At 63.1% G+C, this 24,770-nt stretch carries 21 protein-coding genes; 15 read left to right on the forward strand and 6 right to left on the reverse strand.

Annotated elements, in window-relative coordinates:
• Positions 1-91: 91 nt before the first annotated feature.
• Positions 92-988 carry a LysR family transcriptional regulator gene (locus JG739_RS16995; protein ID WP_202362606.1) on the forward strand — a complete coding sequence of 299 codons (897 nt, stop codon included), beginning with the start codon at positions 92-94 and terminating at the stop codon, positions 986-988.
• 157 nt (positions 989-1,145) lie between these two features.
• Here JG739_RS16995 and JG739_RS17000 read toward each other — a convergent pair whose 3' ends face one another.
• Positions 1,146-2,336 carry an MFS transporter gene (locus JG739_RS17000; protein WP_202362607.1) on the reverse strand — a complete coding sequence of 397 codons (1,191 nt, stop codon included), beginning with the start codon at positions 2,334-2,336 and terminating at the stop codon, positions 1,146-1,148.
• Between the two features lie 180 nt (positions 2,337-2,516).
• Positions 2,517-3,107, reverse strand: coding sequence for a substrate binding domain-containing protein (locus tag JG739_RS17005; RefSeq protein ID WP_244749464.1), 591 nt, complete (start codon positions 3,105-3,107; stop codon positions 2,517-2,519).
• 142 nt (positions 3,108-3,249) lie between these two features.
• Between JG739_RS17005 and JG739_RS17010 the strand changes: the two genes are divergently transcribed.
• Positions 3,250-4,218, forward strand: coding sequence for an MBL fold metallo-hydrolase (locus JG739_RS17010; protein WP_202362608.1), 969 nt, complete (start codon positions 3,250-3,252; stop codon positions 4,216-4,218).
• A gap of 118 nt (positions 4,219-4,336) precedes the next feature.
• On the opposite strand, the gene JG739_RS17015 is transcribed toward JG739_RS17010, so the two are convergent.
• Complete coding sequence (locus JG739_RS17015) at positions 4,337-5,116, reverse strand: SDR family oxidoreductase (RefSeq protein ID WP_202362609.1); 780 nt, start codon at positions 5,114-5,116, stop codon at positions 4,337-4,339.
• A 119-nt stretch (positions 5,117-5,235) separates the two neighbouring features.
• On the opposite strand from JG739_RS17015, the gene JG739_RS17020 reads away from it, so the two are divergent.
• Positions 5,236-6,066, forward strand: a complete 831-nt coding sequence (locus JG739_RS17020) for a UDP-2,3-diacylglucosamine diphosphatase (protein ID WP_244749465.1) — start codon at positions 5,236-5,238, stop codon at positions 6,064-6,066.
• Between the two features lie 112 nt (positions 6,067-6,178).
• A complete protein-coding gene (locus JG739_RS17025) occupies positions 6,179-7,396 on the forward strand; it encodes an MFS transporter (protein WP_202362610.1) in 1,218 nt (405 codons plus the stop codon).
• Here the strand turns inward: JG739_RS17025 and dgcA are convergent.
• The gene (gene dgcA / locus JG739_RS17030; RefSeq protein WP_202362611.1) at positions 7,367-8,350 is read right to left on the reverse strand and encodes an N-acetyl-D-Glu racemase DgcA; all 984 of its coding nucleotides are present in this window, start codon (positions 8,348-8,350) and stop codon (positions 7,367-7,369) included. The genes JG739_RS17025 and dgcA overlap by 30 nt on opposite strands.
• Positions 8,351-8,450: 100 nt before the next feature.
• Between dgcA and JG739_RS17035 the strand changes: the two genes are divergently transcribed.
• The 4 genes from JG739_RS17035 (at position 8,451) to JG739_RS17050 (ending at position 12,576) form a co-directional block, all read left to right on the forward strand.
• Positions 8,451-9,638: an ABC transporter permease gene (locus JG739_RS17035; protein WP_202362612.1), complete on the forward strand. Its 1,188-nt coding sequence runs from the start codon at positions 8,451-8,453 to the stop codon at positions 9,636-9,638.
• 1 nt (position 9,639) lies between these two features.
• Entirely contained in the window at positions 9,640-10,458 is an 819-nt protein-coding gene (locus tag JG739_RS17040) for an ABC transporter ATP-binding protein (protein ID WP_202362613.1), read from the forward strand.
• Positions 10,459-10,472: 14 nt separating this feature from the next.
• On the forward strand, positions 10,473-11,846 hold the full coding sequence (locus JG739_RS17045; RefSeq protein ID WP_202362614.1) for an MlaD family protein: 1,374 nt from the start codon (positions 10,473-10,475) through the stop codon (positions 11,844-11,846).
• A gap of 100 nt (positions 11,847-11,946) precedes the next feature.
• Positions 11,947-12,576: an ABC-type transport auxiliary lipoprotein family protein gene (locus tag JG739_RS17050; RefSeq protein ID WP_244749466.1), complete on the forward strand. Its 630-nt coding sequence runs from the start codon at positions 11,947-11,949 to the stop codon at positions 12,574-12,576.
• A 141-nt stretch (positions 12,577-12,717) separates the two neighbouring features.
• On the opposite strand, the gene JG739_RS17055 is transcribed toward JG739_RS17050, so the two are convergent.
• Entirely contained in the window at positions 12,718-19,455 is a 6,738-nt protein-coding gene (locus tag JG739_RS17055; protein WP_446720566.1) for a kinesin, read from the reverse strand.
• Here JG739_RS17055 and JG739_RS36385 point away from each other — a divergent pair.
• The 4 genes from JG739_RS36385 to JG739_RS17070 all read left to right on the forward strand — a co-directional run bounded on the left by JG739_RS36385 (position 19,342) and on the right by JG739_RS17070 (position 22,184).
• A complete protein-coding gene (locus tag JG739_RS36385) occupies positions 19,342-19,923 on the forward strand; it encodes a pentapeptide repeat-containing protein (protein ID WP_446720567.1) in 582 nt (193 codons plus the stop codon). The genes JG739_RS17055 and JG739_RS36385 overlap by 114 nt on opposite strands.
• 220 nt (positions 19,924-20,143) lie before the next feature.
• Positions 20,144-20,512: an Hpt domain-containing protein gene (locus tag JG739_RS17060; RefSeq protein WP_027151987.1), complete on the forward strand. Its 369-nt coding sequence runs from the start codon at positions 20,144-20,146 to the stop codon at positions 20,510-20,512.
• Positions 20,513-20,612: 100 nt separating this feature from the next.
• Entirely contained in the window at positions 20,613-20,933 is a 321-nt protein-coding gene (locus JG739_RS17065; RefSeq protein WP_023762917.1) for a 2Fe-2S iron-sulfur cluster-binding protein, read from the forward strand.
• A gap of 222 nt (positions 20,934-21,155) precedes the next feature.
• Entirely contained in the window at positions 21,156-22,184 is a 1,029-nt protein-coding gene (locus tag JG739_RS17070; protein ID WP_202362616.1) for an NAD(P)/FAD-dependent oxidoreductase, read from the forward strand.
• A 41-nt stretch (positions 22,185-22,225) separates the two neighbouring features.
• On the opposite strand, the gene JG739_RS17075 is transcribed toward JG739_RS17070, so the two are convergent.
• Entirely contained in the window at positions 22,226-22,843 is a 618-nt protein-coding gene (locus JG739_RS17075) for a DUF922 domain-containing Zn-dependent protease (RefSeq protein ID WP_202362617.1), read from the reverse strand.
• Positions 22,844-22,936: 93 nt separating this feature from the next.
• Here JG739_RS17075 and folP point away from each other — a divergent pair, with 93 nt between their 5' ends.
• From folP to folK, 3 genes are all read left to right on the forward strand, one after another.
• On the forward strand, positions 22,937-23,779 hold the full coding sequence (gene folP, locus JG739_RS17080; RefSeq protein ID WP_202367504.1) for a dihydropteroate synthase: 843 nt from the start codon (positions 22,937-22,939) through the stop codon (positions 23,777-23,779).
• A 94-nt stretch (positions 23,780-23,873) separates the two neighbouring features.
• Positions 23,874-24,233, forward strand: coding sequence for a dihydroneopterin aldolase (gene folB, locus JG739_RS17085; RefSeq protein ID WP_123145775.1), 360 nt, complete (start codon positions 23,874-23,876; stop codon positions 24,231-24,233).
• Positions 24,217-24,729, forward strand: coding sequence for a 2-amino-4-hydroxy-6-hydroxymethyldihydropteridine diphosphokinase (folK, locus tag JG739_RS17090; protein ID WP_202362618.1), 513 nt, complete (start codon positions 24,217-24,219; stop codon positions 24,727-24,729). The genes folB and folK overlap by 17 nt, the downstream gene beginning before the upstream one ends.
• The last annotated feature ends 41 nt before the right edge of the window (positions 24,730-24,770 follow it).

Genomic DNA, 24,770 nt, shown 5'->3' on the forward strand with positions numbered 1-24,770 from the left:
AGCCGCTCCCGATCAACAGCACTAGGACGTTAATTCGCTTGCATTGATCGATGGGAGACATAAATCTTCAGCGATCGGTTTGGGAAACGGCATGGCTAGGCAAGACTTCAACGACCTCTTGTGGTTCCTCGCCGTTGCCGAGGAAAAGAGCTTCACGCGCGCCGCGGCAAAGCTCGGCGTCACGCAGTCGACCCTCAGCCACACGATCAAGCGGTTGGAAACGCGTATGGGCATCAGGCTGCTCACGCGCACGACCCGCAGCGTGGCGACGACCGAGGCCGGCGAGCGCCTGCGGCAGTCGCTTGCACCGCGTGTTGCCGAAATCGAAGCGGAGATCGCCGCGCTGATGGAGTTTCGCGACAAGCCCGCCGGAACCATCCGGCTGACCCTTTCGGATCACGCGTTCGACAGCCTCGTCTGGCCGAAGCTCAGGCCGGCGCTCGCAACCTATCCCGACATCAAGCTGGAACTCAGCATCGACAACGGACTGCGCAACATCGTCGAGGATGGCTTCGACGCCGGCGTTCGATTGGGTGAAAGCGTCGAGAAGGACATGATTGCCGTCCGTATTGGCCCGGACTGGCGCATGGTCGCTGCGGCTTCGCCCGACTATTTCGACGCGCATCCCACGCCCCGGCATCCTCAGGAGTTGATCCAGCACAACTGCATGAACATGCGCCAGACACGTGGCGGCGGGCTCTATGCCTGGGAGTTCGAGAAGGACGGTCATGAGCTGCGCGTCCGGGTCGATGGGCAACTCACCTTCAACGCCTCCTACGCCATGGTCGATGCGGCTTTGAAGGGGTACGGCATCGCCTTCGTGCCGGAGGACCTCGTCGAGCGTCACATCGCATCCGGCAAGCTCGTGCAGGTGCTCGATGACTGGTGCCCGAAATTCCCGGGTTACTACGTCTATTATCCGAGCCGACGGCAGAACCTGCCAGCGTTCAAGGTTATCATCGATGCCCTGCGCTATGGCGGGGCTTGAAAGCGCTGCGGCTTCCTCCAGCGGTCGCTCAACATGGCGGAAGCGTCATTCAGGCGCGTTCACTATCGCCCGTCGGCCGCTAGTCAGACCCGAAGCGGCATTTTGACGGCCCGCCGCCTGGCCATGGCGCTGCAGGCATGCGCAACCTGCTTGATGGTCAGGGCAAAGCCCTCCGGGTTGTGCGCCATGCGACGAGTGCAAGCAGTGATGACCCGTAGAGCAGCGCCGCACCAAACGCGAATGCGCCCCACCACCCGATCGCGTCGAACAGCGTTCCTCCGATCGCCGCACCACCGGTGATGGCGAGTTGGATGGTCGCGACCTGGAGACCGCCTCCGGCCTCCGCATCATCCGGCAGCGTGCGGCTCAGCCATGTCCCCCATGCCACGGGGGCGGCTGTGCCGAAGAACCCCCAGGCGAGAAGAAGCAGCGCGACGGGGACGGGCGTTGATCCGAGGGCGATCAGCGCGACGGCAAGGATCGACATGACGAGCGGGATCACGATCAGGATGCTGAACAGGCGCGTGTGCAGCAGCCGCCCGATGCACCAGGTGCCCGCGACACCCGCCAGTCCGATGACGAGGAGCATAGCCGAGAGCGCCGAAATGCCGACCCCAGTGACGCTCTCGAGGAAGGGGCGAAGGTAAGTGAAGAGCGCGAACTGGCCCATGAAGAGAAACAGGATCGAAGCCATGCCGAGCGCGACTGGGCGGCGGCCAAGCAGCGCCAGCACATTGCCGGATACCGTTCTGCCGCGCGGCGGCAGCGGCGGCAGGCTGATCCATTGCCAGACCAGCGCCAGAAGACCGAGCGGGACGACAAGGAAGAAGGCGCCGCGCCAGCCGACATAGGCCCCGAGAAAGCTGCCTAGCGGGGCGGCGATCGTGGCCGCGATCGCGTTCCCTGCATTCAGCATGGCGAGGCCCTTCGGGACACGGTCTTCCGATACGAGGCGCATGACGATCGAAGTCGACATCGACCAAAAGCCACCGATCGCCACACCGAGGAGCGCACGACCGACCATCAGCAACGCGAAATTCGGCGCGAAGGTCGTCGCCAGACCGGAAACGATCAGGAGCACCGTGAAGCCGGTCACGACAAGCTTTCGGTCGATCCGGCGCGTAAGGTCGGCGACCAGCAGGCTGGTAACCACGGCAAAGGCGCCAGAGATCGAGATGGCCTGGCCAGTCCGGCCCTCTGAGATGCCGAGATCCACCGCGATCGGAGAGAGCAGGCTGACCGGCATGAACTCCGACGCAATCAGCACGGCGACGCACAGCGCCATCGACAGCACCGCGCCCCACGCCGTGCGGTCATCTAAAATCCGGGTGTCGTAGGTGGTTTCCATGACGGGCGTCCTGACAAGCGGCAGGCGGCGCGTTCACGCCGCCAGTTCACCGCTCGCTCAGGAAAATAGCGCCCCAATGTCGATCGCATTAGATCGATCAATCCACTTGGACTTATCGGTCAGGTTCATGAATGGCGACTCTGGGGCTGCTGACGAAGGTGCGCGTACAAACGTCAGACTTCACCAGGCCGGCGCCGTTTCCTTGGATGTACATGCTTTTTTGTCATCGATGAACGCACCCATCGCGGCGAGGTGCTCGGCGAAGCCGGCAACGAACCGCCTGACCTTCAACGGAATGAAGCGGTTCGATGGATACACCGCATGCACGTGGTGCGGTGCGTAGTGCCAGTCCGGCAGCACATATTCGAGCCGCTCTTGCGCAACGAGCGGGTCGAGTATCACCTTGTGCCCGAGACCGATGCCGATGCCAGACAGCAGTGCCTGCTGGTTAAGGAGCGAATTGTTGGAGCACATCGTCGGCCGGATTCGCACCTCGGCCTTTTCGCCGCCTGGGCCGGTAAGCGGAACGATATCGCGCGTCGTGACATGGGCATAAAGCAGGTAGTCATGCTCGGCAAGATCCTCAGGCCGCCGCGGCCGTCCCATCCGGTCGAGATAGTCCGGCGTTGCCGCAAGGCGTCGCTCCATCATCCCGAGCTTGCGCACGATCAGCCGATCGTCGTTGATGGTCCCCATGCGGATCACGACGTCGAGCCTTTCTGCGATCACGTCGACGAAGCTGTCGGTCAGCGCCACGTCAAGGCGGTCCATGATAGCAACTCTCCGTTGTAATTAATAAGCAAGGGTAATAGCTGATATAAAATAGTGGCAAGTTCAAAAAGCTGAACCTGTGAAGTAGATCCGTCTTGCTCTGACCCGGAGCCTCTACGATCCCCCAACCGGAGTTGATGCCATGACGCTTTCCCGCCGTCATTTTCTCGCCAGTGCCGGCCTAGCCGGCGGCGCGCTTCTAGCCGACGCCTCCGCTCCGGCACTGGCCCGCGCGCCGCTGGCTCACGCTCCTACCCTTGGCGCGCTGCGCCGCAAAGTGGGTTCGATCGAGGTCACGGCGCTGCTGGACGGCTATATCGACATTGGTTCCGAGTTGGTCATCGGGCTCGCTGAGGCCGATGCGGAGCGGCTGGCTGAGGCCAGTTTCCAGAAGCCCGGACCGCGCCGGGCACCGGTCAATGCCTATCTCATCAACCTGGGCGACCGTCTGGTGCTCGTCGACGCCGGTACGTCGGACAGCATGGGCCCGTCACTCGGCCGACTTCCGGCCGCTATCGAGGCGGCCGGCGTCTCTCCGGACCAGATCGACACATTGCTGATTACCCACATGCACCCCGACCATATCAACGGCGTGCTGACTCCCGCCGGCCAGGCGCTGTTTGCCAATGCCGAGCTCGTCGTCACCGCCACCGACTACGCGTTCTGGCACGACGACACGAACATGAACCAGGCGCCGGACGAGGCGAAGCCGTTCTTCATCGGCGCACGCAAGGCTGTCGCCGCTTATGCGGACCGCCTGCGACAAGTGGACGGCGAGCGCGAGGCGCTCGGCTCGATCCGCACCGTGCCGCTGCCCGGCCACACTCCGGGCCATGCCGGCTTCATCGTCGAATCGGACGGCGAGGCGCTGTTCATCTGGGGTGATGTCGTGCACATGGCGACCTACCAGTTCGCGCGCCCGGACTGGAGCATCGCCTTCGATGTCGATTCCAAACTGGCTGCCGAAACGCGCAAGCGGACCCTCGACCGGGTCGCCGCTGACCGGATGCTGATCGCCGGCATGCATTTGCCGTTCCCCGGCATCGGCCATGTGGCGCGCGATGGCGACGCATATCGCTTCGTGCCGGACGAATGGTCCTATGCACTGTAGCGGCGGCCAGCGCGGGAAGGGGCGATCATAGCCCCGCTTTCAGAGCTGTCACTTCCTGACAAGAACGGCCGAGATGGATCATCTCCCGTCGCTCACAGCGGGTGCCATGCGCCAGACGCTAGAACGCGCTGACGTAGAGGCCGCCGTCGACCGGTATGTTCTGCCCGGTCAGGTAGCCGGCGTGAACCGAGCACAGGAAGGCGCAGATCTGGCCGAATTCCTCCGGCGTGCCGAGCCGCTTGGCCGGAACGTTGGCTGCTGCCTGGGCCTTGCGTGCGGCGGCGGCAGCCGGATCTTCAGGGGTGCCGGCTTCGTGCGGAGGGCGCAGCCGGTCGGTGTCGAGCTTGCCCGGCAGCATGTTGTTGATCGTCACATTGCGGTCGATCACCGTCCGCGCGACGCCGGCAAGGAACGAGGTCAGGCCGGCGCGCGCGCCGGACGACAGATCGAGGCCGGGAATGGGAACATAGACCGACAGCGAGGTGATGTTGACGATGCGGCCAAAGCCGCGCTCGGCCATGCCGTCGATCACAGCCTGAACCAGCTCGACCGGGGTCACCATGTTCTGGGTGACGCCTTCGAGGATCTTTTCGCGGTCGAGCTCGCGGAAATCGCGAAACGGCGGTCCGCCATTGTTGTTGACGAGGATATCGGGATCGGGACAGGCGGCAAGTAGCGCCTTCTGTAGCTCGGGCTTCGACACGTCGCCGACAATCTCGGTCACCTCAACGCCGAATCTTTCGCGCAGTTCGGCGGCGGTCTTGGCCAGCTGGTCGGCGTTGCGCCCGTTGACGACCAGATCACAGCCGGCTTCGGCCAGCGCTATGGCGCAACCGCGCCCAAGGCCCTTGCTCGAAGCACAGACGATGGCCTTTTTTCCGCGAATACCGAGATCCATGGCGATTTCTCCTCTGATTGGGGTCGCAACCTACTCTTGGGGCTGGACCAATCGCAACCGTCATACGGTTGTTGCATGAATCGGGGCATAGGCTGCACGAGAGCAACGGTGAGAATCCAATGCCTGGCGCAGAGCCCCGCACATTCCGCAGCATGTTCATCTCCGACGTCCATCTCGGATCGAAGGCGGCGAAGGCCGAGTTCCTGATCGATTTTCTGCGCCATCACGACGCCGATATCATCTATCTCGTCGGCGACATCGTCGACGGCTGGCGGCTGAGGCGGAACTGGCACTGGCCGCAAAGCCACAATGACGTCGTCCAGAAATTGCTGCGCAAGGCGCGCAAGGGCGCCAGCATCACCTACATCGCCGGCAATCACGACGAGTTCGCGCGCCAGTTCCAGGGCGTGCATTTCGGCGGCATCGTCGTCGCCGACCGCGTCATCCACGAGACCGCCGACGGCAAACGCTTTCTTGTCATCCATGGCGACCAGTTCGACACCGTCGTCCACAATGCGCGCTGGCTGGCCTATCTCGGCGACTACGCCTATGACGCGGCGATGCTGGTCAACCGCGTGGTGACGCGGCTTCGCCAACTGCTTGGCCTGCCATACTGGTCGTTTTCGTCCTGGGCCAAGGTCAACGTCAAGAAGGCGGTGAATTTCATCGGCTCTTTTCAGACCATGCTGACCGAGGAAGCGCGCCGTTCGCATGTCGACGGCGTGATCTGCGGTCACATCCACCATGCCGCGATCGAAAACTACGAGGACGTGCAGTACATCAACACCGGCGACTGGGTGGAGAGCTGCACCGCAGTGGTCGAGCATTTCGACGGCCAGATGGAGATCCTGCACTGGGCGCATGTCCTGCCGGAGGCTCCGGTCGGCGGCGAAGTGCTGGTGCCGATCGACATCGTCGCCATCAAGGGCAGGGCAGTCCAGGCTGCCTGACGCGACGATGCGTTAGCCCAGGCGGTTTCATCGCTTTTTTCGCCATGTTATTGGATCGGCGTGCGTTGGGCTGGCCGGCCGGTCGAATGCCGCGCCGACGGATTGCCTGCTGATGTCCTCCCTGCCGCCGCTTTCACCCGAACAGCTCGTCAAGCCGCGTCATTTCGAACTGCGCATGGGCCTGATCTTCTTCACGCTTTTCGTGCCGCTCGGGATACATTTGCCATACTTTCCGCTGTGGCTGCAGGCAAACGGTTTTGACGCCGAGCAGATAGCGATCATTCTCGCGGCACCGATGTTCCTGCGCGTGGTGACGACGCCATTGCTTACGGCACTGGCCGACAGGGCGAGCGATCGCGCCCATGTCTATGTCGTGCTGACGGCCGCATCGCTGGCGCTGTCCGCCGGTTATTTCCTGACGCCGACCTATGCCATGGTGCTGGCCGTTTCGCTGGCGCTCACCGTCGCATGGACGCCGCATTCGCCGATCGCCGATTCGCTGGCGCTGTCGGGGGTGCGTCGCTTCGGCTCGAATTATGCAAACATGCGCAAATGGGGATCGATCTCCTATCTGTGCGCAAATCTTGCCGGCGGTTTCATCCTGTCAGCGACCGGCGCCCAGGCTGTTCCGGTGATCATCTTCGTGGCGTTTGGCGCCGCACTTGTCGTCGCGCTGACCGCGCCGCGGCTCGGCCGTCCCCGCCGTGCCTCGCCGCTTTCGGCTGCCGACATCCAGCAATCGGCGCCAAAACTCCTCAACGGCTATTTCCTGTATTTTTCCGTCGGCGTCGGCGTCATCACCGCCAGCCACGCATTTTTCTACGGCTTCGTCTCGATCTACTGGAAATCGATCGGCATCGGCGATTCTGTGGTCGGGCTGCTTTGGGGTTGGGGTGTCCTGGCCGAGATCGCCATGTTCATGATCTTTACCCGGGTTTTCGGTTCCTTCTCGGTCGTGTCCATCATGGTGATGGCGGGAATAGGCGCGATCGTGCGCTGGATTGCCTTTCCCTTGATCTGGCCGCTTGGCCTTGGCGTAGGCGGATTTTTCGCAGTCCAGACGCTGCACGCGGTTTCGGTGGCGCTGGTGCTGATCGGCCTGCAGAAAATGATCGGTGAGACGGTCGCGGAGGAACGCACCGGGGCCGCGCAAGGCATCGCCTATTTCTCCAACGGCTTTTTCACCGCCGTGGTGACGCTCCTGTGCGGCCCGCTTTACGACCGCTTCGGCGTCGACGGCTTTTTTGCCATGATCCCGATCGCCCTGGTCGGCCTTGTGCTGATCGGGCTTGCGGCGCGTTCAGCCCCACAGCGCCGTATCGGGCGGTGACACCAGCGAACCTTGGTAGGCAAGGCCAGGCGCACGGTCGCGGGCCAGCAGCAGCGGACCGTCGAGATCGACAAAATCGCCGTCCTGGGCCAACAGCACCGCCGGCGCCATGGCCAATGACGTGCCGACCATGCAGCCGACCATGACGCCAAAACCCAGTTCGCGGGCGCGATCGCGAAGGACGAGGGCAGCGGTCAAGCCGCCCGATTTGTCGAGCTTGATGTTGACCGCATCGTAAAGGCCGACCAGCGAGGCAAGGTCTTTAGCCTCATGCACGCTTTCATCGGCGCAGATCGGCACCGGATGGGCGATGTTGCGAAGGATGCCGTCACGGCCCGCCGGCAGCGGCTGTTCGATCAGCGCAATGCCGTGCTCGGCGGCAAAGGCCAGGTTTGCAACGATGTTGTCGTCGCTCCAGCCCTCATTGGCGTCCAGGATGATGCGGCTCGCCGGTGCCGCCTCCCTGACCGCGCGGATGCGGGCCATGTCGTTGTCGCCGCCGATCTTGACCTTGAGCAGCGGGCGCAGGGCATTGGCGCGGGCCTGGGCTGCCATTGCTTCGGGCTCGCCGAGCGACAGCGTGTAAGCCGTTTCGAGCGCCCTCGGCGGTGCCGTGCAGATGCTGGAAGCCACCGGCTTGCCTGTGATCTTCGCCTCGAGGTCCCATAGCGCGCAGTCGACGGCGTTGCGCGCCGCGCCCGCCGGCATGGCGTCGAGCAGCGCGGCCCGGCTGATCCCGCCCGCAATCCGCTCCCGCATCGCCTCGATCGCATCGCGCACACCCTCGATGGTTTCGCCATAGCGTTTGTAGGGGACGCATTCGCCGCGCCCGCTCCGGCCGTGCTCGCGAATCGTCACTGTGACGACCTCGGCTTCGGTTTTCGATCCGCGCGAGATGGTGAAGGTCCCGGCGATGGGAAAGCGCTCGGACTCGACCGAAATGACACGCGCCATATTTTTCTGCTCCGGGTGTGCGACAACAAGCTTGTCGGCAAATCGACAGGTGGGTTCTGTCAGGTTAAACAGATCGGCCCGTCAGGCTTAACAGGACGCCATGTTGACGATCCGCAAACGCGACGCAAGCGGCACGACCGCCAAGGAGGCCGACCACCAGCCGCGCGTTGTGGTCGGCGAGGACGGCGGCGTCCTCGGCTGCGCTTTCTCCGGGACCTGGACGACACGTACCGTGGCGCTCGTCGATGCCGAGATGCGCAAGATCGAGCAACGCAGCGGCTTCCAGACGCTGGCGCTCGACCTCTCGCATATCGAGAAGATGGACACCGCCGGGGCCTGGGTGATCGACCGCCTGGTCAGCGCCTTCGAAAAGCAGGGTGTGAAAATCACGATGCAGGGGCAAAGCGAGGTTGCCTCGATCCTGCTCGGCGCCGTCGGTGACGCGGTTCGACGCGAAGCTGATTCCGGCACCGTTGGGCCGCCGAACATCATCATTCGCGGGCTCGAGGCGGTTGGCCGGCGCGTCTATGAGATGCGCGACGATTTCCTGGCCGCGATGAACATACTGGGCGCAACGATACGCGGCGCGCAGATGAAGCTCGGCCGCGGCCATGCGGTCAATCCGGCGGCGATCTTCAACCAGATGGACCGGATGGGCGTCGGCGCCATCCCGGTGGTCGTGCTGATGTCGGCCATCGTCGGGGCGATCGTCGCCCAGCAAGGCGCTTATCAGCTCAGCTATTTCGGCGCCGATATCTTCGTCGTCGACCTTGTCGGCGTGCTGATCCTGCGCGAGCTCGGCGTGCTGATGACGGCGATCATGATCGCCGGCCGTTCGGGCAGCGCCATCACGGCTGAAATCGGCTCGATGAAGATGCGCGAGGAGGTCGACGCGTTGAAGGTCATCGGGCTTAATCCGATCGGCGTTCTGGTGTTTCCGCGGCTGGTCGCGCTGGTGATCGCACTGCCTTGCCTGACGATCATCGCCAATTTCGCCGCACTTGGCGGCGGCATCGCGGCGGCATGGCTCTATTCCGACATCGCACCGGCCGCCTTCATCGACCGGCTGCGCGTTGCCATCGATCTCAGCACCATCTTTGCCGGCCTGATCAAGGCGCCGTTCATGGCCATGATCATCGGCACGATCGCCTCCGTCGAAGGCATGAAGGTCGGCGGCAGCGCCGAATCGCTCGGCCAGCACGTGACGGCTTCGGTGGTGAAGTCGATCTTCGTGGTGATCATCCTCGACGGGCTTTTCGCCATTTTTTACGCAGCGATCGAGTTCTGACATGGCGCTGCTTGGCACGAAGCCGACCACGACTACGCAAAAAGCCGACGAGGACGAGATCGTGCTTTCCGCTCACGACATCACCGTCTCCTTCGCCGACAAGGTCATTCTCGACAAATTGTCGCTCCATATCCGGCGTGGCGAAATTCTCGGCTTCGTCGGCGCCTCGGGTGCCGGCAAGTCGGTTCTCCTGCGCACCATCCTCGGCCTGGTGCACAAGCAGTCGGGAACGATCAAGCTGTTCGGCGTCGATGTCGAAAAGGCGAGCGAGAGGGAGCGTCTTCGCATCGACATGCGCCTTGGCGTCCTGTTTCAGCATGGCGCGCTGTTTTCGGCGCTCACGGTACTCGAAAACGTGCAGGTGCCGATGCGCGAATATCTCGATCTGCCGAAAAAGCTGATGGACGAGCTGGCGATGCTCAAGGTCGAACTGGTCGGGTTGCCGCCGGATGCGGCGCAGAAATTCCCGTCCGAGCTTTCCGGCGGCATGATCAAGCGTGCGGCGCTGGCGCGCGCCCTGGCGCTCGACCCCGACATCGTGTTCCTCGATGAGCCGACATCCGGCCTCGATCCGATCAGCGCGGCTGAGTTCGACGAACTGGTCGTCAAGCTGCGCGATACGATGGATCTGACGGTGTACATGGTCACGCACGATCTCGACACGCTGTTCACTGCTTGTGACCGGGTGGCCGTGCTCGGCAACAAGAAAGTGCTGGTCGAAGGCACGATCGACGACATGCTCAAGAGCGAGGAACCCTGGGTGAAATCCTATTTTCGCGGAAAACGTGCGCGGCAACTTGATCTTGCCGCCCGCGCGTAGCCATAAGTGGATAAATGGAAACCAGAGCCAACTACGTTATTGTCGGCATTTTCACGCTAGCCGCGATCCTGGCAGCATTCGCATTCGTCTATTGGACGGCCGCGATCGGCGACAGGGGTGAGACGGCGATGCTGAAGGTGCGCATTCCGGGATCGGCTTCCGGCCTCGGGCGCGGCAGTTTCGTGCTGTTCAACGGCGTCAGGGTCGGGGATGTCAGGCGCGTCTATATCGACCTCGCCAATCCGAACGCCGCCATAGCCGAAGCCGAAATAGGCCGCACGACGCCGATCACCAAATCGACGCGGGCCGATATCGGCCTTGCTACCCTCACCGGTCAGGCCAATATCGAACTCAGGGGCGCCGACCCCAAGGAGGTCAATCTTCTCGACCAGGCTGAGGCGGAGGGCCGCGTCGCCGAGATCGTCGCCAACCCGTCGGCGGTCACCAACCTGTTGCAGACGGCGCAGAACATCTTCACCCGCGCCGATTCGGTTCTTACCCAGCTCGAAGGCTTCACCAGGGACGTTCGCGGGCCGCTGACGCAGACCGTCAACAATGTGCAGACCTTCTCCGACGCGCTGGCCAAGAACTCCGACGGTATCGACAAATTCCTCGCCAGCGTCAGTTCGCTGTCGGAGGAACTGAGGGGCGTCTCGGGCAAGCTTGACGGCACGCTGAAGGCGGCGGAAGGGCTTCTCAACGCCGTCGACAAGGATCAGATCAAGAGCATCGTCGCCAATGTCGATACCGTGACCTCTAACCTGAAGGAAACCAGCAAGCAGTTCGACAGGGTCGTCAGGAATGTCGACACTGCAGTGGGGTCGATCAACGATTTCGCCCAAAGGACGCAAGGCACGCTGGCCAAGGTCGACGGCGTTCTCGACGGCATCGACCCGGCACAGGTCCGCACCGCGCTGGCCAACATCCAGAAGGCCAGCGAAAACGCCAACGAGGCTGCCGCCGACATCGCCAAGGTGACCGGCAAATTCGCCAACCGGGCCGACGATATCGACCAGACGATCAAGGACGCCCAGCAACTCGCCGAGCGCCTCAACGACGCTTCGGTGCGTGTCGACGGCATCCTCGCCAGGGTCGATACGTTGCTCGGCTCAGGCCAGGCCGACGGCATGATAGCCGATGCCAGGAATACGCTGAAATCATTCAAGCAGGTCGCCGACACGCTGAACGCCCGCCTCGGCACCATCACCGACAATCTGGCGCGATTCTCCGGCCAGGGCCTGCAGGACGTCGAGGCGCTGGTCCAGGACAGCCGTCGTTCGATCAACCGCATCGAAGAGGCGGTGACGGATCTCAGCCGCAATCCGCAGCGAATCCTATCAGGCGGTGAAGGCGAAGTTCGGCAATTCGACGGCAGGGTGCGGCGTTGACTTCGGCTTTCGCCGGCCCCAAGAACGGCAGGCAAGTACGCTGCGGATGCGATTTGCTCATTCGATTCGGGGACAACGGGGATCGCGTGTGAAGTCGGTCATGCTTAAATTGGGCGTGCTTAAATTGGGCGGGGTCAAATCGGGCGGGCTCGCAGCGGGTGTGGCATTGATAGCGCTTTCGCTGACCGGTTGCGCGTTTTTGCCGGGCGGCGGGCCGGCGCCCCTGGACACATTCGAACTGTCGGCGCCGTCGCTCGATGCGCGCGGCCGCGGCCGCCAACAAATCCTCATCGCCCAGCCCTCCGCGCTCAAGGCGCTGGACAGCCAGAACATCGTCATCAAGCCGTCGGTGCGCTCGATCCAGTACCTCAAGGGAGCGCAATGGGCCGACCGGCTGCCGCTGATCGTGCAGGCGCGGTTGGCCGAGACATTCCAGCGCTCGGGCAGTTTCGCCGGCGTCGGCAAGCCAGGCGAGGGCCTGGCGATCGACTATCAGGTGATCGTCGAGGTCCGTTCCTTCGAAGTGCGTGTCGACGGCGGCCAACATGCCGAGGTCGAGCTGTTCGTGCGGATATTGAACGACCGCAATGGCGAGGTGCGCGCCTCCAAGAGCTTCAACGCGACCGCGCCCGTCTCGGGCGGCGGCAACCAGGCCTATGTCGACGCACTCGACAGGGCGTTCGGCGTTGCCGCCAAGGACATCGTCCGCTGGACCGATTCGGTGATCTGACCGCGGCCGGAATTGCCCGGCACGGCACTCAATTGTCGAACCCGGCGGCGCCAACGCCGGTAACGGTGTGAAATTCAAACCCGAAGCGATTGCCCTAAAAGGCGGGAATTTCCCGCCTTTTCCCGTTCGCTTGTCGCCTGATCAATGCAGGCGGCCACTGGCGTGGGCAAGCATCGTATAGACCTTGCCGGTGTCCGACGTCAGGTAGGTCTGCGCCATCATGTTGTCGCGGTCGTTGCGCGACACGTCCTTGAGCAGCTTTTCGAAGTCGTCGCAGTAACGGTCGACGGCGGCGCGGAATTCTGCCTCCATCTGATATTTGCGGCGAATCTCGTCGAACGTCTGCTGGCCCTTCAGCGTGTAGAGACGCCGGGTGAACACGTCACGCTCGCCGCTGCGGTAGCGGTTCCACAGCTCGATCGAGGCGTCGTGATCGATGGCGCGGGCGATGTCGACGGAAAGCGAGTTGAGCGACTCCACGACATGAAGTGGTGAGCGCTGGGCAGGGGCAGCCGAGCGTGGCGCTTCCGAAGGTGCTGCGGGCTTGGCGGCGTCTTCGCGCGATGCCCCGGTCAGGAGATCGCGCACCCAGCCGCCCTGCGGCGTGCGGCCATTAGGGTCGCGCTGGCGCGGCGCCGTCTCCGCCGGGCGTTCCAGGTCGCCGCGCAGCGCGGTGTCACCCGACGGCGCCTGCGGGGAGAGGGGTTCCGGGGCCGGAGGACGGCGCAGCGGCTCTGTGGCGCGCGGGGCAGGCGTCTGCTGTGTCGGACGCAGGTTGCGCGGCTCGGAGGAGTCGGTGCTGCGGCCAGATTTCGCAACGATTTCCGAGAGTTCCTTCAGCGCGTTGATCTGCTCGGAAACCGCACGGCGGATGGCCGTGGTCGACTCCTTTGCCTCCTCCGGCATCTCGATGACACCCTTCTTGAGCTCGGCGCGGGTAAGGTCGAGCTCGCTCTTGATCGAGCTGGCGGTGTGTCGCATCTCCTCGGTCGCTTCGGCAAAACGCTTGGTTGCCGAATCGACGACGTCGGCAATGGAGGTACGGATTTTGTCCGCCGACTCCAGCGTCTTGCCTTCGGCGTTCTGCAACGTCTGGCCGACCAGATCCTCGAACGAGCGTATGACTTTTTCGAGATCCTCCGACTTCTTGACCAGGCCGACGGCGAGGTCCTCCAGCGACGACTGCCTTTCCAGCGTGTGTTCGAGGTTGCTCTGGGCTGAGCTCAACAGGTCCGAAGCACTCGACAGCAGTCGGCTGTGCTCGTCGAACTTGGTGGCGATCGAGGCGACCTCGCGCAAGGTCGAGGACGACAGCTCGGTAAGCCGTGTCGTGTTCGAGTCGACCAGACGCGCCGAGCTGGCGAAAGTCTGCGCGGCTTTTTCCGTTGTCGCCGCAAAGCTTTTTGTGCTGCCGGTCAGGCGTTCGTCTACCTGGCCGAGATTGGCCACCGCCTGTTCGATCAGCTGGCCGAGCTCTGCGCTCGAGGTGCTCATGCGGCCGATGAGGTCGGCGACGCTGTCGGCAAGCGTCGAGCGCGCGCCTTCGACGGCCGACAATGTTTCGGCCGTGCGGCTGGCGAGCGCGTCGACCAAGGCGGCGTTTTCGCTGCGCAGCTTCTCGGTGGCGCGTTCGGTCACCTCTTGCATGCTCTTTTGCAGTTCCGAGCCGCCGTGGGCGAAGCGCTCGACCAGGGGTCGAGCCGTTTCGTCGAGGATTTTCGAGATCTCGGCCGAACGTGCCGCAAGCATGGTGTTGAGCTCGCGGGTGTTGGTGCCGATGGTCTTTGCGGCGTCGTTGGTGCTCTGGCCGATATGCTGGCCGACGGCCGTGAAGGTTTCGGCGATCGAGTTGGCGCGCGAAATGAGCTGCGCCTCAGCGGTCGAAACCTGCTCGTTGAGCTTCTGGCCTATCGTTTCGGTGGTGTGGACCAGACGGTTTTCGACGCCGGCAACCTGTTCCTCGACGCGAGCCGCCGCAGCTGCCGCGCTGGAAGCCAGGCGCTCGTCGGCGCCGGCGAGCGCCTGCTCGATCTCACGGGCGTGGACGGCCAGGTCCTGCCCGGTCTGCCTTGCACGCTCGGCAACCCGCTGCTCGGTGCTGGCGAACGCCCCGACGATGTTGTCGGCATGTTCTCCGATCGTCGACGTGCTGTCGGCGATACGCGACACCAGGCGGTGATCCGCCTCATCGAAGATACGGCCGATCTCGGACGCGCGGGCCGACAGCGCTTCCGAACCTTCGGCGATGCGCGAAATCAGCTGCTGGTCGGCAGCATCGAAAATGCGGCCAAGGTCCGATGCACGCGCTGCGAGCGCTTCGGCCGATTCGCCGATGCGCACGCTGAGCCGTTCGTCGGCGCCTTCGAAATTGCGCAGGATGTCGCCGGCGCGGGCCGCCAGCGACTGCGCCGTTTCGACCGCGCGGGCAACCAGCTTCTGGTCCGCCGCATCGAATGTACCGGCGATCTCGCTGGCACGGGCAGCCAGCTGGTCGGCCGTTTCCTGGGCGCGCGCCAGCAACGAGTTCGAGGTGTCGTCGAGGCGGGCCATGATTGCGCTCGATGTATCCTCGGCCCGGGCAACGAGCGCGCTCGACGTGTTTTCGGCACGTGCGGCGAGGCGGCGATCCGCTTCCTCGAAGGTGCGTGCGATATCCTCCGCCCTGGCGAGCAGGGCAGCAGAGGTCTGCTCCGCCCGTTCGGCGATCTTGCGATCGGCGTCACTGAAAGCAGCACCCGCCTGCTCATGCAGTGCGCTGGTGACTTCCATGACCTTTTCGCGCAGCGCTCCGGCAACGAAGACAGCGCTCTTTTCGAGCACGTTGCGGACGTTGTCGACGCCGGTCGACAGCGCGCGCTCCATGGTCCCGGCGCGCTCCTCGATGATGCCGGTCTGGCGGCTGAACGCCTGCTCGATCTTTTCGACGTCGGCGGCAATGGCGTCCGAGATGTCGGTGCTTCTGGCGGCGATCTGGTCGATATGGCCGGACAGGGAACGGTCGACGTCCTTGCGCGTGTCGGCCAGCCTGGCGAGATCGTCCTCCAGCGCACGGGTCAGCGCGTCGCGGCCTTCGGCCAGCTTGCCGACGTGCCCGGCGATGATGTCGTCTATGTCGCTGCGGCTTGCCGCAATTTTCTGCAGGTCTGCTTCCAGCGCGCGCCTGAGAATGTCGCGGCCCTCGGCCAGTTTCTCGACCTGGCCGGCAACCAGCCCGTCGATGCTCGACCGGCTTTCCGCCAGCTTGGCGAGATCGTCTTCAAGCGCCTTGGACAGGATCGAGCGGTCCTGGATGAGCTTCTCGGCGTGGCTGTTTACAAGACCATTGACACTGCCGAGATCGGCCTCCAGCGCCCGCGCAAACTCTGCGCGATTGTCGGCCAGCTGCTGAGACTGGTCGGCGACGACACCCTTGATAGTATCGAGGTCTGCTTCCAATGCGCGCCTGAGCAGGTCGCGGCCTTCGGCCAGCTTCTCGACCTGGCCGGAAACCAGCCCGTCGATGCTCGACCGGCTTTCCGCCAGCTTGGCGAGATCGTCTTCGAGCGCCTGGGACAGGGTCGAGCGGTCTGCGGCGAGCCTGTTCATGTGATCGGAGATCAGGCCGTTCACATTCTGCAGGTCGGTCTCCAACGCTTGCGACAGTTGACCACGGTCTTCCGCCAGCTTTTCGGACTGGCCTGAAATGACGTCCTTGATCGTGTTGAGATCAGATTCGAGCGCGCGCTTGAGAATGTCGCGGCCCTCGGCCAGCTTCTCGACCTGGCCGGCAACAAGCCCGTCGATGCTCGACCGGCTTTCGACCAGCTTGGCGAGATCGTCTTCGAGCGCCTTCGACAGGATCGAGCGGTCTTCGACAAGCTTTTCGGACTGGTCTGATATAACGCTTTTGATCGTGTTAAGATCGGATTCGAGCGCGCGCTTGAGAATGTCGCGACCCTCGGCCAGTTTCTCGACCTGCCCGGTAACCAGCCCATCGATACTCGACCGGCTTTCGGCCAGCTTGGCGAGATCGTCTTCGAGCGCCTTCGACAGGATTGAGCGGTCCTCGGCCAGCCTGTTCATGTGATCGGAGATAAGGCCATTGACGCTCTGCAGGTCGGTCTCCAACGCCTTCGAGAGCTGACCACGGTCTTCCGCCAGCTTTTCCGACTGGCCTGATAGGACCTCTTTGATCGTGTTGAGATCGGATTCGAGCGCGCGCTTGAGGATGTCGCGGCCCTCGGCCAGCTTCTCGACCTGGCCGGCAACCAGCCCGTCGATGCTCGACCGGCTTTCGGCCAGCTTGGCGAGATCGTCTTCGAGCGCCTTCGACAGGATGGAGCGGTCTTCTACAAGCTTTTCGGACTGGTCTGATATAACGCTTTTGATCGTGTTGAGATCGGATTCGAGCGCGCGCTTGAGAATGTCGCGACCCTCGGCCAGTTTCTCGACTTGCCCGGTAACCAGCCCATCGATGCTCGACCGGCTTTCGGCCAGCTTGGCGAGATCGTCTTCGAGCGCCTTCGACAGGACTGAACGGTCCTCGGCGAGCCTGTTCATGTGATCGGAGATAAGGCCATTGACGCTCTGCAGGTCGGTTTCCAACACCTTCGAGAGCTGGTCACGGTCTTCCGCCAGCTTTTCGGACTGGCCAGATATGACCTCCTTGATCGTGTTGAGATCGGATTCGAGCGCGCGCTTGAGGATGTTGCGGCCTTCGGCCAGCTTCTCGACCTGACCGGCGACCAGCCCGTCGATGCTCGACCGGCTCTCCGCCAATTTGGCAAGGTCTGCCTCGAGCGTTTGCGAAAGCAGGCTGCGATCGTCGGCGAGCCTGGCCGAATGGTCCTCGATCAGGCCTCGGATGCCGGAAAGGTCGTCCTGGAGCGAGCGCGAAAGCTCGCTGCGGTCCTCCGCCAGTTTGGCGGAATGGGTCTCCATGAGACCCTTGATGCCGACAATGTCGGTTTCCAACGCCTTGGCGAGTAGGGCGCGACCTTCGGCGATCTTCTCGACCTGGCCAGCAACCAGGCCATCGATGCTGGCGCGACTGTCGGCCAGCTTGCCGAGATCGGCATCGAGAGCGCGTGAAAGAATGCTGCGACCCTCGGCGAGCTTGCCAACATGACCGGCAACCATTTCGTCAATGATCGTGCGGGCTTGTACAAGTTTTCCGGAGTCTTCGTTCAAGGCCTGCGAAAGCCTGTTGCGGCCTTCTTCGAGCCGTTCGAGATGGCTGCCGAGCGACGCATCGATGGCGGCGCGCGACTCGTTGACCTTGCGCAGATCCTCTTCGAGGGCGCGCGAGATCAGGTTGCGGCCTTCTGCAAGCCTTTGCACCTGGTCGGTGACAGCCGCGTCGATGCCGGCGCGGCTTTCGGCGAATTTCTCCAGATCGGCCTGCATGGCCGCCGTCATCTGTTCGCGGCTTTCGGAAAGCTTGCGGCTGTGATTCTCGACAGCCTCTTCGATGCCGACGCGGGCATCGGCAAGCCGCTGGATGTCGGCGTCGAAGGCGCGCGACACCACATGACGGGCCGCTTCCATGCGGCCGGCGAAATCGCCGGCGCGTGCTTCGAGCATGGACGAGGTCGACGAAACGATGTCGGCCATGTCGGCACCGATCTGGGTCTTGCCCTGATCGATCATCGCCGAAAGCGTCTCCTTGCTCTCCTGGAAGGTGTGGGCGATTTCGCGCGCGCGCTCGACCAGGGTCTCGTTGATCTGGCGTGCGCGGGCCTCGAGCGCGGCGTTGAGCTTTTGGGTGCCGGTGTCCAGCGCTTCGGCGCGGGTCTGGAACTCACTGATCAGCACCTGGCCGCGTTCGGCCAGCGTCCGCTCGATGCCGTCAAGGCTGGCTTCAAATTCGGAGTTGAGCGTGCGTGCGGCGCCGCCGAGCAGCGACACCATGCCGGAGGTCCGATCGTCGAGCAGATCGGTCAGCGACCGGGTGAGGCCGTCGGTCGTCTCCGTCAGCTTGGCAATGCGTGTGTCGAGAAGGCTGGCGAAGGCTTCGCCGGAGGTCGACAGCCGGTCGGTGATGGATTCGAGCCGGCCTTCCACCGAATCGAAGATCGACAGCGAGCTTTGGTTGATCCTGTCGATCAGCGTGTCGCCGGAATTGGTGATGGTCATCGACAGGTTGGTCGAGGCGTTGAGGATGCTGTCGCGAATGACGTCGCTGGCAGCCCCGATTTCGTCCTTCAGCGTCTCATGCGCGCCGGTGATCGTGGCGCGCACGCGTTCGGCGTGGCTGACCACCGCTTCGCGCTCGCTGCCCAGCCCGTCGACAAGCGAGCGAATGCGGGATTCATTCTCCGAATAGGAGCGCTCGATCTGGTTGACCTCGCTGTGGACCAGGGTTTCGAGTTCGACGGCACGTGCAAGCGTGCGCTCGATGCCTTCACCCATGGCCGCAACCTCGCGGCGGACGGCTTGCCCGATCATCATGACGCGATCCTGGGCGATTTGCTCCGGCTCGGTCAGGCGGAAAGCCACTTCCGTCATCGACTGAGCGGCGATGCGCATCTCCTGGGCGCGGCGAATCATGGCTGCAAACGCCCAGAACAGGAGGATCGGCAGGATCGCAGCGATCGCCAGGCCAATCAGTTCGGGACGGGCGAGAAACTGGCCGGGGGTGCGGATTTGCCAAATGCCTGGGCCAAACAGCAGATTGGCCAATGCACCGGCGCCGGCAATCCAGGCGAGCGAAACGAGCGCCACGACCCAATAGATCGTGTTCGAGGCACGCCGATTGAGGGTGTGCAGCAGCGTCTTGTAATCTTTTTGACGAGGATCGTTGGCCGGCGTGAAGCCGGCCGGCTGCGTGCCGTTGCGCGTTTCAATGGGGCGCGTTTCAATGGGGCGCGTTTCATCACGGCGCGTTTCAACAGGGCGCAGTTCAGCAGGGCGCGGTTCAGCCGGCTTGGCGGTTGCCGCTTCTCTCTGGTCCTGGGCTCTATGGTCCTGATTGGCGGCAGGCTCGGCATTCTGGCTCAGATTGGCGACAGGCTCGTCATTCTGGCTCAGATTGGCGACAGGCTCGTCATTCTGGCTCTGGTTGACGACAGGCGCGGCATTCTGGTTCTGGTTGGCGACAGGCTCGGCATCCTGGTCACGGCCCTCGCGTGCCAACTCATCGGCGGCCTGCGATATCTGCGCTTCCAGATCCTCCATCGACGCTGCGATGTCGAGGTCGCCGCCGGTATCGCCGCTCAGATCGATTTCAAGTGCTTTTTCGAGTTCCCTGGCTACGTCGTTGTCGAGCGTTCTTGTCGTCGTTGTTTTCTTCGCCATGCCTTCGCTACCCTGTACAAGCTGCCGCGGGACTTGTTGGTTTTGCTTTTCGTGTCCCACGCAAGAGGCTGAAAATGGACCTTTCGTATCGTAATGACACACCGGGGTAAAGAAAACATGCTTTCGGCGCGATACGTAAAACTTTAAATATAAGGTTAACAGAACTGTGATTCCGGCGCCGCTATCGCAACATTTTTCCGGGCCAATCATTAACCCGTCGTCCACGGGATGGGCCTATTTTTTTGGCGGCTGCCTGGTTTTTTGGCCGCTGGAAGAACGGAGTTGCAGAGTCATGCGTGGCGAAAACGGCATTGCCTTCTCGATGCCCGGCGGCGATGTGTCGGGAACGGCCGGGTCACGGCCCGTGGACCTGGCGCATCTGGCGCGCCAGACGATGGGCGACCGTAGCCTCGAACAGGAGGTGCTGGCGCTATTCGTGCAGCAGGCATTGTCGGTTCGCGACAGGATCGTCGACGCCGATGTGAAGCAAAGACTGCTCCTGGCGCATGGGCTGAAAGGCTCGGCGCGTGGCGTCGGCGCCTTTGCTGTTGCCGATTGCGCCGGCGCGATCGAACTTCAACCTGAAGATACCAATACCCTCAAGCGGCTTGGCTCGCTGATCGAAGAAGTCCGCGATTTCGTCGCCGCCATCAGCCGTTAAACCCATTTCCGAAAAAAACGGCATAGAGCGCCGCTTTCGTGCCGCAGTTGACTTGTCAGCGGGAGTGATTATCTCGGCTGGGACTCCCTTCAGGTGACAAATGACCAAGCTGACCTTCATCGCCCATGACGGCACACAATTTGACGTGGATGCCGAAAACGGCTCGACCGTCATGGAGAACGCGATCCGCAACGCCGTGCCGGGGATCGAGGCCGAATGCGGCGGCGCCTGCGCCTGCGCGACCTGTCATGTCTATGTCGATGAGGCGTGGACGGCGGAGGTCGGCGAGCCGGAAGCGATGGAAGAGGACATGCTGGACTTCGCCTACGACGTCCAGCCGAACTCACGGCTCTCCTGTCAGATCAAGGTGCGCGACGCTCTCGACGGCCTGGTTGTGCGCGTGCCCGCCCGCCAGGGCTGAAGCGTGAAGGCTGAAGCGTGGAGGCTTAAGCGCTGGATATAGCCGATTCTTTCGGCCCCCGCTTGGCAGCGGGCCAATGGTCATGCAGTGTCGCGCCGTTCTCTACAGCGCGGCGCGGGTCCCCAGAACACGCAGAGCATGCTGTAGCACCGTAATTTGGCGCGTGATCCCCGACGAGAATCGATTCCAATTTTCGGGGTCATGCGCATCGAAGGCGCATCAATGACCGATATCATCAGGACGGACGTATTGATTGTCGGGGCAGGGCCTGTCGGCCTGTTCGCCGTGTTCGAACTCGGCCTCTTCGACATGAAATGCCATCTGATCGACATACTCGATCGGCCCGGCGGGCAATGCGCCGAACTCTATCCGGAAAAGCCGATCTACGACATTCCAGGCCTGCCATCGATCTCGGCCCAGGGCCTGGTCGACAGACTGATTGAGCAGATCGCGCCGTTCAAGCCCGACTTCACCTTCAACCGCATGGTCTCGAGCCTCGAAAAGCTCGAGGACGGCAGCTTTCGCGTCATCACCGACGAGAACGAGGTGTTTGAAGCCAAAATTGTGGTTATCGCCGCCGGCGGCGGGTCTTTCCAGCCGAAGCGGCCGCCAATTCCGGGCATCGAGCTTTATGAGGGCAAGAGCGTCTTCTACTCGGTTCGGCGGATGGAGGAATTCCGCGGCCACGACCTCGTCATCGTCGGCGGCGGCGACTCGGCGCTCGACTGGACGCTGAACCTGCAGCCGGTGGCCAAGAGCGTGACACTGGTCCACCGGCGGCCGGAGTTCCGCGCAGCGCCCGACAGCGTCAACAAGATGTACGCCATGCAGGAGATGAACGAACTGGATTTCCAGGTCGGGCAGGTGACCGGGCTCACCGGCACGGACGGCCATCTCTCGGCGGCGACCATCAAGGGACCCGACGGTGACACCGAGGTGCCGTGCACTCGGTTGCTGCCGTTCTTCGGCCTGACCATGAAGCTCGGACCAATCGCCGAGTGGGGGCTCAATCTTCATGAGAACCTGATCCCGGTCGACACCGAGAAATTCCAGACGTCGGTACCGGGCATCTTCGCCGTCGGCGACATCAACTGGTATCCCGGCAAGCTGAAGCTGATCCTGTCGGGCTTCCATGAGGTCGCCCTGATGGCGCAGGCGGCCAAGCGCATCGTCAGCCCCGGCGAACGCATCGTATTCCAGTATACGACGTCGTCCACCAGCCTGCAGAAGAAGCTCGGCGTCGCCGGCTGAGCTCTTATTCCACGAGACTCGACCTTACCGTCTGGCCGAAGCTACCCCGGCAGCCGGCCGTTCTCGATGCGCTGCATGCGATAGCGCAGCAGCCGCAGGATGCGGCTTTCGAAATTGATGGTTTCGACGCGATCGAATTGCATCTGGGCACGGTCGTGCTTGGCAAGAATAGCGGCCGAGATCTCCGCTGCCTTGGCCTTGGCCTGCTGGCAAGTCTTGCGCGGGTGGGTCGCCTTCAGCGCAGCCTCGAGTTCGCTGGCATGGTTCTTGGCGATCTCGACATGGCGGTCCTCATGGCGCTTGATGTCGGCCGACAATGTATCCCAAAACAGCCTTACGCCGGCATCAGCCTTGCGCGGGCGGCGCCACTCGGGAAGGATCACCTTGACCTTGAGCGTGACGTCGGCGTCAGCAATCGCGCAGGAGTTCGATTTTTGCGCATAGCTGACGCGGGTGGTGAACGCCATCTGCGTGGCGCCTGGATGCCGCATCCCGGTGCTTTTCACCTGGGGCCCAAGTTTCGTAAGCTGGGATCCGATATCATCGAGCGTTCTGCCGCCGATGCTGAAATAGCTATATGTCTTAACCAAACTCGCCGTGCCCGCCGGCAAGGCAGAACAAGCGAGCATCAGGGCGCAAAGCAGTGATCGTTTCATCATGTTGCCTCTTTGCCTACCATGCGCTACGGCCGCTGCCGGCGCAACGGAATTGATCTTTGGCGGATCACACATGGTTGATCGACAATGACGACAATGACAACAGGGCGATGGCAGCTGGCGCATGGGCGCCATTTCGACCTTGCCGGCAAGGCGGTGATCGTCGGGATCCTCAATGTCACGCCGGACAGTTTTTCCGACGGCGGGCTGTTCGTCGCGCCCGAACAGGCGATCGCTCAGGCGCGCCGGATGGTGGAAGAGGGGGCCTCCGTCATTGACGTCGGTGGGGAATCGACACGCCCCGGCGCATCTCCGGTAGGCCTCGAGGAAGAGCAGGCCCGCGTGCTGCCTGTCATCGAGGCGCTCGCCGGGCTCGGCGAGGCGCTGATTTCAGTCGACACCTATCGGGAGGACACCGCCCGGCTCGCCGTCGCCGCCGGCGCGCATATCCTCAACGACGTCTGGGGCCTGCAACGCGAACCGGGCATCGCGCGGGTCGCGGCCGAGACCGGCGCCGGGCTTGTCATCATGCACACCGGGCGTGACAGGCAAACACTGCCCGACGTGATCGAAGATCAGTTTTTCTTCCTCGGGAAGTCGCTGGAAATCGCCCGGCGAAGCGGCGTTGCCGACGATCAGATCGTGCTCGATCCGGGCTTTGGCTTCGCCAAGGAAACCGCGGAGGAAAATCTCGACCTGATGGCACGGTTTTCCGAGCTCGGTACTTTGGGATTTCCGCTGATGGCCGGTACATCGCGAAAGCGCTTCATCGGCGCCGTCACCGGCCGCGACGCTTCGGCCAGGGGGGCCGGAACAGCGGCGACGAGCGTCATACTGAGGCTCAAGGGCGCGCAGCTTTTTCGCGTCCACGATGTCGCAATCAATGTGGATGCGCTGGCGGTTGCGGATGCTATGCTGGCGCGTGAAACCGCCGCATAGCTCGCAAACCGAAATGCGTAGATCAAAAGCCTTAGAGCGTAGTCTGTGCGCCCAAGCGGACGCGCATCGCTTTAACCGAGCAGGACGCTGAGCGATGTATGTCATCCGCATGAAAAATTGCGCCTTCTTCGCCCGGCACGGCGTGCTGGATGAGGAGGAGACGCTCGGCCAGCGTTTCTATGTCGACGCTGCGCTCACCGTCGAACCCGGCCGCGCGCTGGTCGATGATTCCATCGAGGATACCGTCCACTATGGCGTTGCCTTCGGGGTGATCGAAAAGATCATCACCGGGGAGAGGCGTTTTCTGATTGAAGCGCTGGCGCTGGAGGTGGCCCGGGCGCTGACGGCCCGCTTTCCCCAGATAAAAAAGGCCGAGATCACTGTGCGCAAGCCGAACGCGCCGGTGCCCGGCGTGCTCGATCATGTCGAGGTGACAGTTGTCTGGCCTGAATAACACGGTCTATCTCAGCCTTGGCGGCAATCTCGGCGACCCGGCAAGGTCGATGGGCGCGGCGCTGCGCCTGCTGGACGCCAACGAGAACACGCGCGTCGTTGTGGTCTCCTCGCTTTACCGCACGCCGCCCTGGGGCAAGCTCGACCAGCCGGATTTTCTCAATGCGGCCGCCGAAATTTCGACCGTGCTCGCACCACACGCATTGCTCGATCTCTGTCTCGACGTCGAGCGCAGGCTGAAGCGGGTGCGCGAGGAGCGCTGGGGTCCACGGCTGATCGACATCGACATTCTGGTGTTCGGCGATCGGATCATCCACGAAACCGGGCTGGAGGTGCCGCATCCGCGCATGCTGGAGCGCGCCTTCGTTCTGGCGCCGCTGGCCGAGATCGCGCCTGACCTGACCGTCGACGGCAAAAGCGTGGCGGAGCGGCTTGCCGCTCTCGACAGCGCCGGCATCGAGCGACTGCCGTCTGGCCGGGACTGGTGGCTGACTTGACGTCTTAGTGAGAAATCCGGGCTAAATGCGGGCCGCAATCA

The organism is Mesorhizobium sp. L-2-11 (genome assembly GCF_016756595.1).
Taxonomy (GTDB): domain Bacteria; phylum Pseudomonadota; class Alphaproteobacteria; order Rhizobiales; family Rhizobiaceae; genus Mesorhizobium.

What these genes read in the sequence shown, in the direction of transcription:
- folP (WP_202367504.1), top strand. Translation starts at nt 22,937, where the DNA reads ATGACAACAGGGCGATGGCAGCTGGCGCATGGGCGCCATTTCGACCTT.
- JG739_RS17010 (WP_202362608.1), top strand. Translation starts at nt 3,250, where the DNA reads ATGACGCTTTCCCGCCGTCATTTTCTCGCCAGTGCCGGCCTAGCCGGC.
- JG739_RS17065 (WP_023762917.1), top strand. Translation starts at nt 20,613, where the DNA reads ATGACCAAGCTGACCTTCATCGCCCATGACGGCACACAATTTGACGTG.
- JG739_RS17060 (WP_027151987.1), top strand. Translation starts at nt 20,144, where the DNA reads ATGCGTGGCGAAAACGGCATTGCCTTCTCGATGCCCGGCGGCGATGTG.
- JG739_RS17045 (WP_202362614.1), top strand. Translation starts at nt 10,473, where the DNA reads ATGGAAACCAGAGCCAACTACGTTATTGTCGGCATTTTCACGCTAGCC.
- JG739_RS17020 (WP_244749465.1), top strand. Translation starts at nt 5,236, where the DNA reads ATGCCTGGCGCAGAGCCCCGCACATTCCGCAGCATGTTCATCTCCGAC.
- JG739_RS17075 (WP_202362617.1), bottom strand. Translation starts at nt 22,843, where the DNA reads ATGATGAAACGATCACTGCTTTGCGCCCTGATGCTCGCTTGTTCTGCC.
- JG739_RS17070 (WP_202362616.1), top strand. Translation starts at nt 21,156, where the DNA reads ATGACCGATATCATCAGGACGGACGTATTGATTGTCGGGGCAGGGCCT.
- dgcA (WP_202362611.1), bottom strand. Translation starts at nt 8,350, where the DNA reads ATGGCGCGTGTCATTTCGGTCGAGTCCGAGCGCTTTCCCATCGCCGGG.
- JG739_RS17005 (WP_244749464.1), bottom strand. Translation starts at nt 3,107, where the DNA reads ATGGACCGCCTTGACGTGGCGCTGACCGACAGCTTCGTCGACGTGATC.
- JG739_RS17015 (WP_202362609.1), bottom strand. Translation starts at nt 5,116, where the DNA reads ATGGATCTCGGTATTCGCGGAAAAAAGGCCATCGTCTGTGCTTCGAGC.
- JG739_RS16995 (WP_202362606.1), top strand. Translation starts at nt 92, where the DNA reads ATGGCTAGGCAAGACTTCAACGACCTCTTGTGGTTCCTCGCCGTTGCC.
- JG739_RS17050 (WP_244749466.1), top strand. Translation starts at nt 11,947, where the DNA reads ATGCTTAAATTGGGCGTGCTTAAATTGGGCGGGGTCAAATCGGGCGGG.
- JG739_RS17040 (WP_202362613.1), top strand. Translation starts at nt 9,640, where the DNA reads ATGGCGCTGCTTGGCACGAAGCCGACCACGACTACGCAAAAAGCCGAC.
- JG739_RS17025 (WP_202362610.1), top strand. Translation starts at nt 6,179, where the DNA reads ATGTCCTCCCTGCCGCCGCTTTCACCCGAACAGCTCGTCAAGCCGCGT.
- folB (WP_123145775.1), top strand. Translation starts at nt 23,874, where the DNA reads ATGTATGTCATCCGCATGAAAAATTGCGCCTTCTTCGCCCGGCACGGC.
- JG739_RS17000 (WP_202362607.1), bottom strand. Translation starts at nt 2,336, where the DNA reads ATGGAAACCACCTACGACACCCGGATTTTAGATGACCGCACGGCGTGG.
- JG739_RS17035 (WP_202362612.1), top strand. Translation starts at nt 8,451, where the DNA reads ATGTTGACGATCCGCAAACGCGACGCAAGCGGCACGACCGCCAAGGAG.